Genomic DNA, 10,998 nt, shown 5'->3' with positions numbered 1-10,998 from the left:
TTAGGTCGTCCTTGAATTGGTCGTTTCTGGCTTGGTTTGGCTCGAATCTGGCGGGATGGGCAGGCCGGGATAGCCCCATTCGCCCATCACCGCCTCGACATGGCGCGCGAAGGCCTGGACGGTCTGCACCGTCTCGGCGCCCTGCGGCAGCACAAGGCCCAAACGCATCGGTCGCACGCCGCCTTTCAGCGGCACGAAATGGATCCTGCGCCCGTCTGGGGCCACGTCAGCGCGCGGGCGGATATTGGCGATGCCATACCCGAACCCGTTCGCCACCAGCGAGCGCATCACGGCGATGTCCTTGGTGCGCTCGGCGATGACGGGGCGCAGCCCGCGCTGCTCGAAGACGCCGAGGAAGTAGTCGGTGGACAGCGGCAGGTCGAGCAGCACCATGTCGTGATCGGCCAGCTCTTCAAGCGTGACCTGAACGCGGTTGGCCAGGGGGTGCCCCTCGCCCACCATCGCATAGGGCGGCAGCTCTCGAAGCGGCTGGAACTCCAGCTCGGGCGGCAGAGCGAGGTCGTAGGACAAGGCGAGGTCGATCTGCGCGCGGCTTAGCCGGTCGATGATCGCGGCATGATCAAGCTCGTGTTGCAACACCCGCACATCGGGGAACTGGTCCTCGAAGCCGCGGCGCAGGGCGGGCAGGATCAGCTGCGCAAAGCTCACCAGGCAACCGATGCGCAAAGGGCCCTGCACCTGGTCTGAGATCGCCCCGCCAAGCCGGTTCAACTCGGCGGCCTCGGCCAGGACGCGCTGCGCCTGCGCCATGAATTGCTGCCCGGCGAGGCTCAGCGCCAGCCCATGGGCGTGTTTGCGCATGAACAGAGCCTGTCCGAACTCCTTCTCAAGCTGCGTGATCGCGCTAGAGATCGACGGCGACGAGACATTCACCCGGTCCGAGGCGCGCGAGATGCTGCCCTCTTCGCCCACAGCAACGAAGTATTCCAACTGGCGCAGGGTGAAGCGCAGCGTCATGGCGCCGCGCGGTCCTGCTCGGCCAGCCAGAGGTGGAAGTCGCGGATCGTGCCCTCCATGTCCGGCCCGGCCAAAGGCCCGGGTTTGGCATGCACAGAGCCGAGCCCGATATGCTGTCGTTCTAGCTTTTCGCGGTCCTCGGCGTTCACCTGCTCCCAGAGGCCGATGCGCTGCCGGATCGTGTGCTCGTCCAGGTCGTCGCCATAGGTCGAGAGGGTCCATTTCACCCGAATGCGACCCGAATCCACCGGAAAGATGCACAAGGACGCCAGCAGGGTGGCCGCCTGGCTGGCCACATGGGTGGGGAAGTTGGCGAAAAGGGTGGACCGCTGCCGCTCTGCCGCGCTGAGCCCAGGCGCGCCTTGCCCCCGCGCCGTGCCATTGGGGTAGTTCGCGGCGTAACTGGTGTACCCGCCGCCGCCTCCCAGCTTGCGCGACAGGCCCGTGGGCGTATAGCTGTGCAGGGTCTGCGGATGCACCACGGATAGGTGGTAGCCCTCCATGAAATTCTCAACGAGGCTCTTCCAGTTGCAGGCCCAGTCCTCCTCGGCGACATGCACCAAGCGGAAGCGCTCGGTCTCATAAGGCGCGAGCAGCGCGTCCAGCTCTGGGTGGTGGAAGGGTGCGGCATCGCCCGTAAGGTTCACATAGATGAAGCCGTTCCAAAGCTGCACCAGATGTTCGGGCAATCGGCATGATTTAGGGTCGAATCCGGCGTTCTTCATGCGCGGCGCGCGCATCAGCGCGCCGTCCAGCCCGTAGGTCCATGCGTGGTAAGAACAGACGAAACGCTTGGCGTTGCCGCTGCCCTCGGCCAGGGGCATCCCGCGATGCTGGCAGACATTCGCAAGCGCATGAATGCCGCTCTGACCGCGCACCACCAAGAGCGGCTCGTTCAGAAGCTGGATGGTGAAGTAGTCGCCCGTGTCTGGGATCTCATCCACCCGCCCAACGCAATGCCAGCCGCGCCTGAGAACGGTGGCGGATTCATGGGCGAATTGCTCTGCCGCGGTGTAGAACCCGCCGGTCAAGCCCATGGGCCGATCCTCGGGCAGAGCCGCGACGGATTGCAGGGTGTCGCGCAAGGTGGTCATTCGTCCCCCGGCACGCCGTAGCTGGGGGCGGCGGATGGGTCGAGCGCGCGGGTGACGTAATCCATCATCTGGGGCTCGTATTCCGTCCAGAGCATCCGCAGCCGCGTGACGGGCGCGTCGTCCCAGTCCACGCGTAGATCCACCAAGGGCCAGGGGGTCTTGTCCGCCACCAAAAGGCACGCGGAATGCACCGGGCCCTCCTCGCCGCCGCCCTCCGTCAAACCGGATTCCAGCGCGCCCAAGAGTCGCTCCGCCAGGTGCAGATCGGGCGTGGATTGAAAGCGGTCGACCATGACGCTGGGCAGGCGCTCTTCGGCCAGAAGGTTGCCGGCGGCGATGCAGTCGTCCCCAACCGCCTCGGCGTGACGGCCCAGGGTGCTTTGGCCCGAGAAGATCGCACAGCCCTTGTGGCTGACCACGGCGACCTGGCGGAAATCGGGATGCTTCTCGGTGGCCATGACGGCGGCCAGGGCGGTTTCGGCATCTGCGCCGCGCGCGATCTGGTCCAGCACGTCATTGCCGATGGAGGGCATGGTGACATTCTGCGTGGCCACCGCGCCGACGCCCGCGCGCACCCAGGGGCAGCGCGCGCCCACCGCGATAGAGGAGGTGGTGATGGCGACGCCAAACATGCCAGTGCGGTTGCAGCGCCCGGTGATCGAGAAGGTCATGGCATTGGCCCCCAATGCGCCGCCGGGGCGGCAAAAAATTTGCTGGTTGTTAAGGCGAATCGTGCGACCCTCGAGGGTGGGTTCGGGGCCCGTATCGGGAAAAATTTTGCGGCCATTGCCCCGCGCAGCTTCTCCTGCGCGGGGCCCCAAACCCTCCCACGATTGTGGTGCGATTCGGATTTCGGATTTCTTAATTTCAGGCGATTTAGTCTCGATTTTGTCGCCGCCCGAGCCATTCCCAACGCCTCACACCTCATCCGGGATCACCGCCGTCGCCTCGATCTCCACAAGCCATTCCGGTCGGGCCAGCGCGGGCACCACGAGCCCCGTGGACACCGGGAACACGCCCTTGAGCCAGCCGCCCATCTCGCGATAGACCGCCTCGCGGTGCCGGATGTCCGTCAGGTACACCACCACGCGGCAGACATGCGCCATCTCGCCCCCGGCCTCCCGCATCAGCAGCGCGATGTTCTCCATCGCCTTGCCCGCCTGGGCGCCGGGATCGCCCACATGCAGGCTCTCTCGGGTCTCCAGGTCCTGGCTGACCTGCCCGCGCAGGAACACCGTCTGCCCGCGTGCGACAACCGCCTGGCAGAGGTCGTTGTCCAGGTTCTGCTCGGGGTAGGTTTCCTTGGTGTTGAACTTGCGGATGCGGGTATGGGCCATGGGCGGTCTCTCAGTGGTGAAGGTCGAAGTAATCGCGGCAGAACCAGATGAACTGTTCGGCGGCGCGGGAGGGCGGCAGGCCCGTCCGGGTGGCCAGCACCACGCGGGACGGCTCTGTTTCGGCCAAAAGCGGGCGCTCCACCAGGGCGGCGCCATCATAGGCGACCTGCGCGGCGGGGCGCGTCGCCAGGATCGAATAGCCCAGGCCCTGCCCGACCATGCCGCGCACCATCTCGAGGTTCGAGGTGCGGTAGACCACGCGGGGCTCGACCCCCGCCTCGCGCATGATGCCAAGGAAGTAGTCCCGGCTGGGCGGGGCGTGCAGCAGGATCATCTGCTCTTCGGCCAGGTCCTCGGGCCGTAGCGCCTCTTGCGCGGCCAGCGGGTGATCCGCGGCCAAGAGCACATAGGGCTGCAGCCGGGTCAGCACCACCTTGTCCAAACCATCCGCCAAAGCGATGTCATAGAGCAGGCCCACATCCGCCTCGCCCGCTAGTAGGCTCTCCTGCACGCGGCGCTGGTCGCCCTCGATTAGGTCGATCTGCAGCTCCGGCGCCTCGTCGCGCATCCGCCGCATCATCGCAGGCAGGATATACGGCCCGAACGTGTGAAAGCAGGCGACACAGAGCCTGTTCTGGGCAATCCGCTGCCCGGCGGCGACGCTTTCGGCCCCCTCAATCCGCGCGGTCGCGCCATAGCCGCGGTTGGCATAAACCAGGGCCGAGCCGCGCCCATGCACATAGACGTCCTCCACCTCGCCGATGAAGACGTGATGGGTGCCGATGCGCCGCGCCTCTTGTATGGTGCAGTCAAACGCCACCAGAGGATCGCGCACCCGTGGTGCGCCGCTGGTCATCGCTTCCCACTCGGCGCAGTCGAACTTATCCGCCAACTGGTCCTTGAACCGCCCCGCGAAGCTGTCCGAGATATAGCTCTGGTCGTCGCGCAGCACGTTCACGCAGAATACGCCGTTCTCGATCATCTTCTCAGCGGCGGGCGACATGTGGTGCACGCAGACCAGCAAGGTGGGCTTTGGCCCGTCCGCCGAGACCGACGACATCGCTGACACCGTCACGCCGGCGCGCCCCGCCGCGCCATCCGTGGTGATCACATTCACCGTGGCCGCGGCGTGGCTCATGCCCGCGATGAACTTGTCGCGGAGCTCCATCGTCATGCGCATCCAGCCTCGATCCGCCGCATCAGATACTGCGCGAAATCGTAGTTCGGCCGCTCCAGGTGGCTCAGGTGCCCAGGCGTCGCCGCGTCCGAGCACAAACCGGCATAAACCTTCTCTGTGCAACCCCGATCCTCGATATTCACCCGGTCCAGCAGGTCCTTGAGATCGACGAAATTCTGCTGCGCGTCGGGATCCTGGGCATAGTCATCCGACATGCCGCCGCCGTATCGGATATGCACTTGGCCCGGCGCCACAGGATGCAATGAGAGGTACCAGAAATACCCCGGCGTCAGCGTGATCAGCAGGCTGGGATAGATCGCCAAGAGGAAAGTCGTGCGCCGCTCCTCGCCCTGCAACCGGTCATTCGACGGATGCGCCAAAGCGATGCGCAGCGTGTCGTCCTTTAGGATCGTGTGGTAGTTGAATGCGGGCAGCCCGGGCGGGCAGATCATGTCCTCCAAGCGGCTAAGCCCCCCCACCGTCGCCGCGTGGCAGACCGGCAGATGGTAGCTCTCCATGAAGTTCTCGGCCAAGACCTTCCAATTCGTGTCCCAGACATGTTCTTCATAGAAGGTCTCGGTGTAGTTGGTCATGTCATAGCCGCTGACCAGCTTTGCCACGCCAGACAGCTCCTCGGCCACGGGGCGCGCTTCGGGGTTCAGCGTCACAAAGACCCAACCGAGCCACTCCTCGCAGCGCACCGCGGGCAGGCAGTAATCGCCCCTGTCGAAATCCTCGTTCAGCCCCATCGCGGGGGCGCCGCGCAGCCGCCCGTCGGTGGCATATGTCCAGGCGTGATAGGGGCAGACGATGGTCTTGGTGTTGCCGCGCCCATGCAGCAGGGTCGACATGCGATGCAGGCAGACGTTGGACATCGCGCGCAGCCCGTCCTCGGCCCGGATCACCAGGATTGGCTGGCCGGCGAGCTTCGCCGTGGTGTAGTCGCCCGGCTTGGCCAGCGCGCTGGCCCGCCCGACGCAGTACCAGTCCTGCGCGAAGATATGGCGCAGCTCCTCCTGCATGAACGCATCCGTGGTGTAGACCTCCGGCGGCATCGCCTTGGCGCGCTCGAAGGGCACCGCCGTGTTCTGGCGCAGGGCCTCGACCGGATCGACAAAATCCTTCATTCAGCGGCCTCTTTCGTCTCTACAGCGCCTGAAAACCACGTATTGATAGCACCATCGCCCAAGGCGAGGTCCTTGCCGCCGGTGACGCGGTCCGACAGGTTCGCGCCCTCCTTGACGAAGGCCATCGGCCCGTCGAAGTCAAAGTTGCGGTAGACGGCGGCCAGATGCGCAAAGGGCGGCGACTGGGCGAAAAGCTGAAAGGTCAGCCGGTGCCCCGCATAGTCACTGTTCAAAAGGTCGCGGCCATAAGCCAAGAGCTTGCGGCGATCCTCGGCCACCCAATCCTCGTTGATGGAATAGAACTTATCCATCCAGGGCTTGGTGTCCGGGGCCTCGAACTCGGCGACGTTCGGCGTCACACAGATCTGCCCGCCGCAGAGCTCGCGCGCCAGATGCACCATCTCTGGCAGATTGCTGATCGCGTGGACCCGACCGGTCATCAACAGGCTCTGATTAGGCATTAAAAGCCCCGCGGGGGACTTCTCGGCCAGCGCAATCGCGGCCGTTAGATGCGCGTTGATCCCCTCGCGCCAGACCGCCAGGGTCGACAGCTTTTCCTGCACGGCGGGCTGCTTGTCCAATCCGGTCTGGCGGGCGTTGAACAGCGCGGTGCCGATCATCTGGTCGGCCTGTTTCAGGGTGCGCTGCACATAGGCGAAGGCCGAATACCGATGCAGGGTCGCCCGGATGAACGTCGCCGCTTTGGTGTGGCGGTAGAACAGCACGTTCTCCCAGGGGATCAGCACGTTGTCGAAGATCACCAGCGTGTCGACCTCGTCGAACCGGCTCGCCAACGGATAGTCCCGCGCGTCCGAGCGCGGGCAGCCGCCGCGCGCGCCCGCAAAACCGGCGCGGCAGATGAACTTCATCCCCGGCGAGTTCAGATCGCAGATGAACCCCACCGCGTAATCGCTCAGCGCCTCGTTCCCCCAATTCGCAATCGTGGGCTTGGTGAAAGCCTGATTGGCATAGGCGGCGGCGGTCTCGTACTTGGCGCCGCGCACCACGATGCCCGCGTCGGTCTCTTTGACCACATGCAACAGCATGTCTGGGTCTTGGTCCTGCGGCGCCTTCGACCGATCCCCCTTGGGGTCGGTATTGGCCGAGACATGGAAGGGGTCGCCCTGCAGCACCTGATGGATATGCGTCTCTATATTGGCCGAAAACTGCGGATCGACCTCGTTCAGCACGTCTTGGCCGTCAAACAGAGACCACATCTCGCCCACGGTCTCGTCGCCCACGCGGGTGACCACCCCGCCGATCTCGTTCATCATGTGGTCGGTGGCGCGGCGCTTGGCCCACCAGTCGTCCTGGGTGTAGGGCAGGGCGTTGCCGATGGCGTTGACCTCGTCGCCGTCGCGCACGGTCATCACCGGCGCGTGCTCGGCCTCGTGCTGCATGTCGTAGATGCGGGCGCGGATATCCACCAAGGGCTTGAACGCCGGGTGGGCGGTGACGTCCGTCACCTTCTCGCCATTCATATAGACGTCGCGCGTGCCGCGGATGCTGTCGCGGTATTGATCGCCGGTGCGGATCATGTTGGGCCTCCCATGGGTGCTGCGCGCAGATTAGCCAGTGCCTAATCCCTAGGCCATATGGCTTAGCGTAGACTTTTTCGAAGCCAATGATAGGGTTTTTCGAATTTTGCCGCTCTGCTGCACATCATAAGCTTTCCTTGCGGTCTGGAATGCGTAAGCTGCCGTGGAATATCCTAGGGGGCACTGCGTGAACGACGTGGCAAGAAAGAGCTTTTAATGGCCGGGGGCGCGACCACCGGCGGCGCCGCGCGGGCCGAGACCTATGCGGGCGTGCGAAACTGGCTGCTGCTGCCGTCCTGGCTGGTCCTGTGCATCCTGGTGCTGGCCCCCATCGGGATCATGCTGGTCTATTCCTTCCTGACCAAGGAGTTCCGCGGCGGCGTGATCTGGGAGTTCTCGCTGGCCGCCTATGATCAGTTCTTCTGCGACCGGGGGCTCTTTGGCGACGAGCCCTGCTCGATCGAGTGGACCTATATCACGATCTTCTGGCGCTCGATCTGGCAGGCGGGGGCGGCAACGCTGCTGGCGTTGCTAATCGGCTTCCCAACGGCGTTCTTCATAGCAACGCGACCGGAACGGTCGCGCCCGCTTTGGGTGTTCCTGATCACGGTGCCCTATTGGGTGAACCTGCTGATCCGGACGGTGTCGATGAAGTTCCTCTTGCGCGACAACGGCCCGATGAATGACGCGCTGATCGGGATGGGGGTGATCGCCGAGCCGATCACGATCATCAACACCAATCTCGCGGTGCAGATCGGGCTGTTCTACAGCTACCTGCCCTTCATGGTGCTGCCGATCTATGCCGCGGTGGAGCGCTTTGACTTCCGCCTCAGCGAGGCCGCCGCCGATCTTTATGCCTCCAAATGGGTGACTCTGCGCCGCGTGGTCCTGCCCGCGGTGCGGCCGGGTGTGATCGCGGGCTGCATTCTGGTCTTCGTGCCCTCGCTGGGGGCGTTCCTGGCGCCGGACCTGCTGGGCGGGGCCAAGAATTTCATGATCGGCTCGTTGATCGAGGAGCAGTTCAAGGGCAGCGCGGGCAACTGGCCCTTCGGGGCGGCGGCGGCGATGATCCTGCTGTCGATGGTGCTGGTAATCCTGCTGATATCGGCGCGGCAATCGCAAAGGTCCTCGGCATGAGGCGGGGCTTCGACATACGCGCCTATCCGGGCTTTGGCGCGCTGACGGCGCTCTGCCTGGTGATCCTTTACGCGCCGCTGCTGGTGGTGACGGTCTATTCCTTCAACGCCTCGCAATCGATCACGATCTGGGAGGGGCTCAGCCTGCGCTGGTACGCCGATGTCTTCACCGGGCCGGAATCGGCCACGTTCAAGAAGGCGGCTTGGAACAGCTTCACCATCGCGATCATGGCGGCGACCGTGGCGACGGCGATCGCGACCTCGGCGGCCACGGCGATTGTGCGCGGCGGGCGCTACCGGCTGCGCACGCTCAGCTTCGGCCTGATCAGCCTGCCGCTGATGGTGCCAGAGATCGTGACCGCGGTGGCCACGCTGATCTTCTTCTCGGCCATCGGGTTCACGCGCGGCTATATGACGATACTGCTGGCGCATACGGCCTTTTGCATCCCCTTCGCCTATATGCCCATCGCGGCGCGGATGCAGGGGATCGGCCCGGCCTTCGAGGAGGCCGCGTTGGACCTTTATGCCACCCGCGTGCAGGCCTTCCGGCGGATCCTCTTGCCGCTGATGATGCCGGGGATCATCTCGGGCTTCCTATTGGCGTTCATTATCTCGCTGGACGACTTCATCATCACCAATTTCTTGAAGGGCGGGGGGGTGGAAACGCTGCCCACGGCGATCTTCGGCGCGGTCAAGCAGGGCATAAAGCCCAACATCATGGCGATCTCGACGATGCTCCTGGTGGTCTCTATCGTGATCGTCACGCTCAGCTACTTTGTGAGTAAATCAGACAAAACAGACTAACCAACTGGGAGAATACAAATGAAACGACTAATGACGACGGCGGCTGCGTTCGCGGTTTCCGCCACGGGCGCGATGGCTGAAGGCGAGTTGGTGATCTATCACTGGTTCGAATACATCCCGCAGGACCTGCTGGAAAAGTTCACCGCCGAGACCGGCATCAACGTCACCATGGACACCTATGACAGCAACGAATCGATGCTGGCCGCGCTGAAGGCCGGCGGTATGGGGACCTATGACGTTGCGGTGCCCAGCGACTACATGGTCGACATCATGATCGGCGGGGGCATGCTGGGCGAGATCGCCGAGGGCGAGTTGGCCAATGCGGGCAACATGCAGGCCGCCTGGGCCGACCCCAGCTTTGACCCGGGCCGCAAGCATTCGATCCCCTATCAGTGGGGCTCGACCAGCTTCTCGGTGAACCGCGACGTCTATCAGGGCGAGATCAACACGACCGATATCCTGTTCAACCCGCCTGCGGAGCTTTCCGGCAAGATCAACATGCTCGACAGCCAGGGCGAGGTTCTGGCGATGGCCTCGATCCATCTCGGCATCCCGCAATGCTCGACGGATCGCGAGCAGCTCAAGGCGCTCAACGACATGCTGCAGGGCGCCAAGGCGCATTGGGCCTCGTTCAACTCGGACAACTCCAAGGACATCCTGGTCAGCGGCGATGCCGCGGTCAGCCAGATCTGGAACGGATTTGGCGCCAAGGCGCGCAACGAGGGCGCGAATATCGAATACGCCTACCCGAAAGAGGGCTACGTGGTTTGGATGGACAGCGTGGTGCTGCTGAAGGACGCACCGAACCGCGACAGCGCGATCAAGTTCATGGACTTCCTGCTGGAGCCCGAGAACATCGCCGCGGTGACGAACTTTGCGCAATATTCGGCGGGGGTCGAGGGCGTCTCGGATCTGCTCGAGGGCGACTTGGCCACCCAGCGCGAAAGCAACCCGCCCGCCGATGCGGGGCCGGGCGTTTTCGTGCAGGTCTGCTCGGAAGAGGTGCAGGTGGTCTACGACCAGATCTGGACGAACCTTAAGAAATAAGCGCTTCAGGATCGCCGGGGGCCCTCGGCGATCCACCCCGCCCATCGGCAATCGCACGCCGCCGCGCATCTGCGGGCTTGCCGAAGCCACCCCCGTTCCCGATATAAGTAAGGCAGAACAATAAGCCCAGAACGGGTCCGAGCGCATGGTTTTCGATGACAACAGCTATTCCCGCCTGGTGGCGTGGCTCAAGGTGGTGCTGCCGCTCGCCGCGCTGGGGCTGTTGTCGACGCTGTTCCTGGTGGCGCGCACCGTGGACCCGGCGCAGCAGCTTCCCTTCGCCGATGTGGACGTGGACGAGATCGCGCGCGAGCAGCGGATCGGAAAGCCCAAATATAGCGGCATGACCTCCGAGGGCGCCTCGGTGTCGCTGGCCGCGCAATCCGCCTCTCCGGCGCCGGATGACGCCAATCGGATCAGCGGAGAGACCGTGGATGCCGAGGTGGCCCTGCCAAATGGCGAGGTGATCGACATCCAGGCGGATCACATGCAGCTGGACTATGCGGCCGGGCTTGCCAGCTTGCGCGACAGGGTGCGCATCCGCACCACCAGCGGTCTCGAGATGCAGACCGGGAGCTTAGATGTAAGGCTGGACCGAACCTCGGTGCGCTCTGACAGCGTGACGACCGTCACCGGCGGGCTGGGAGAGCTGGTTGCAAATAGTTTCGAGCTTAAACCTCAAAATGATGAGGCTTCGCACTATGTGTTGGTTTTCAAAGGCGACGTAAAGCTGGTATATCGGCCAGGAAGATAAGGATCT

11 protein-coding genes are annotated in these 10,998 nt (G+C 64.1%); 4 read left to right on the top strand and 7 right to left on the bottom strand.

Translation table 11 applies throughout. The features are described 5' to 3' along the window. From AIOL_RS18640 to AIOL_RS18610, 7 genes are all read right to left on the bottom strand, one after another. Positions 1-978 carry a LysR family transcriptional regulator gene (locus AIOL_RS18640; RefSeq protein WP_049644364.1) on the bottom strand — a complete coding sequence of 326 codons (978 nt, stop codon included), beginning with the start codon at positions 976-978 and terminating at the stop codon, positions 1-3. Continuing rightward, complete coding sequence (locus tag AIOL_RS18635; RefSeq protein WP_082152681.1) at positions 975-2,072, bottom strand: aromatic ring-hydroxylating oxygenase subunit alpha; 1,098 nt, start codon at positions 2,070-2,072, stop codon at positions 975-977. The genes AIOL_RS18640 and AIOL_RS18635 overlap by 4 nt, the downstream gene beginning before the upstream one ends. After that, entirely contained in the window at positions 2,069-2,743 is a 675-nt protein-coding gene (locus AIOL_RS18630; RefSeq protein WP_049644363.1) for a DUF1028 domain-containing protein, read from the bottom strand. The genes AIOL_RS18635 and AIOL_RS18630 overlap by 4 nt, the downstream gene beginning before the upstream one ends. 246 nt (positions 2,744-2,989) lie before the next feature. Beyond that, a complete protein-coding gene (locus AIOL_RS18625) occupies positions 2,990-3,409 on the bottom strand; it encodes a RidA family protein (RefSeq protein ID WP_049644362.1) in 420 nt (139 codons plus the stop codon). A 10-nt stretch (positions 3,410-3,419) separates the two neighbouring features. Then, positions 3,420-4,583 carry a LysR substrate-binding domain-containing protein gene (locus AIOL_RS25600; RefSeq protein WP_200898769.1) on the bottom strand — a complete coding sequence of 388 codons (1,164 nt, stop codon included), beginning with the start codon at positions 4,581-4,583 and terminating at the stop codon, positions 3,420-3,422. Then, positions 4,580-5,713: an aromatic ring-hydroxylating oxygenase subunit alpha gene (locus tag AIOL_RS18615; protein WP_049644361.1), complete on the bottom strand. Its 1,134-nt coding sequence runs from the start codon at positions 5,711-5,713 to the stop codon at positions 4,580-4,582. The genes AIOL_RS25600 and AIOL_RS18615 overlap by 4 nt, the downstream gene beginning before the upstream one ends. Further along, entirely contained in the window at positions 5,710-7,251 is a 1,542-nt protein-coding gene (locus AIOL_RS18610; RefSeq protein ID WP_049644360.1) for a 4-hydroxyphenylacetate 3-hydroxylase family protein, read from the bottom strand. Before AIOL_RS18610 ends, AIOL_RS18615 begins: the two co-directional genes overlap by 4 nt. A 216-nt stretch (positions 7,252-7,467) precedes the next feature. On the opposite strand from AIOL_RS18610, the gene AIOL_RS18605 reads away from it, so the two are divergent. The 4 genes from AIOL_RS18605 (at position 7,468) to AIOL_RS18590 (ending at position 10,992) form a co-directional block, all read left to right on the top strand. Continuing rightward, positions 7,468-8,388 carry an ABC transporter permease gene (locus tag AIOL_RS18605; RefSeq protein WP_049644359.1) on the top strand — a complete coding sequence of 307 codons (921 nt, stop codon included), beginning with the start codon at positions 7,468-7,470 and terminating at the stop codon, positions 8,386-8,388. Beyond that, positions 8,385-9,191: an ABC transporter permease gene (locus tag AIOL_RS18600; RefSeq protein ID WP_049644358.1), complete on the top strand. Its 807-nt coding sequence runs from the start codon at positions 8,385-8,387 to the stop codon at positions 9,189-9,191. Before AIOL_RS18605 ends, AIOL_RS18600 begins: the two co-directional genes overlap by 4 nt. An 18-nt stretch (positions 9,192-9,209) precedes the next feature. Next, complete coding sequence (locus AIOL_RS18595; protein WP_049644357.1) at positions 9,210-10,238, top strand: extracellular solute-binding protein; 1,029 nt, start codon at positions 9,210-9,212, stop codon at positions 10,236-10,238. A gap of 145 nt (positions 10,239-10,383) precedes the next feature. Then, on the top strand, positions 10,384-10,992 hold the full coding sequence (locus tag AIOL_RS18590; protein WP_049644356.1) for a hypothetical protein: 609 nt from the start codon (positions 10,384-10,386) through the stop codon (positions 10,990-10,992). The last annotated feature ends 6 nt before the right edge of the window (positions 10,993-10,998 follow it).

Source organism: Candidatus Rhodobacter oscarellae (assembly GCF_001078595.1).
GTDB classification, from domain to species: Bacteria; Pseudomonadota; Alphaproteobacteria; order Rhodobacterales; family Rhodobacteraceae; genus Rhodobacter_B; species Rhodobacter_B oscarellae.
This window is presented reverse-complemented; position numbering and strand designations above follow the sequence as displayed.

What these genes read in the sequence shown, in the direction of transcription:
- AIOL_RS18635 (WP_082152681.1), bottom strand. Translation starts at nt 2,072, where the DNA reads ATGACCACCTTGCGCGACACCCTGCAATCCGTCGCGGCTCTGCCCGAG.
- AIOL_RS18610 (WP_049644360.1), bottom strand. Translation starts at nt 7,251, where the DNA reads ATGATCCGCACCGGCGATCAATACCGCGACAGCATCCGCGGCACGCGC.
- AIOL_RS18630 (WP_049644363.1), bottom strand. Translation starts at nt 2,743, where the DNA reads ATGACCTTCTCGATCACCGGGCGCTGCAACCGCACTGGCATGTTTGGC.
- AIOL_RS18600 (WP_049644358.1), top strand. Translation starts at nt 8,385, where the DNA reads ATGAGGCGGGGCTTCGACATACGCGCCTATCCGGGCTTTGGCGCGCTG.
- AIOL_RS18590 (WP_049644356.1), top strand. Translation starts at nt 10,384, where the DNA reads ATGGTTTTCGATGACAACAGCTATTCCCGCCTGGTGGCGTGGCTCAAG.
- AIOL_RS18605 (WP_049644359.1), top strand. Translation starts at nt 7,468, where the DNA reads ATGGCCGGGGGCGCGACCACCGGCGGCGCCGCGCGGGCCGAGACCTAT.
- AIOL_RS18615 (WP_049644361.1), bottom strand. Translation starts at nt 5,713, where the DNA reads ATGAAGGATTTTGTCGATCCGGTCGAGGCCCTGCGCCAGAACACGGCG.
- AIOL_RS18625 (WP_049644362.1), bottom strand. Translation starts at nt 3,409, where the DNA reads ATGGCCCATACCCGCATCCGCAAGTTCAACACCAAGGAAACCTACCCC.
- AIOL_RS25600 (WP_200898769.1), bottom strand. Translation starts at nt 4,583, where the DNA reads ATGACGATGGAGCTCCGCGACAAGTTCATCGCGGGCATGAGCCACGCC.
- AIOL_RS18640 (WP_049644364.1), bottom strand. Translation starts at nt 978, where the DNA reads ATGACGCTGCGCTTCACCCTGCGCCAGTTGGAATACTTCGTTGCTGTG.
- AIOL_RS18595 (WP_049644357.1), top strand. Translation starts at nt 9,210, where the DNA reads ATGAAACGACTAATGACGACGGCGGCTGCGTTCGCGGTTTCCGCCACG.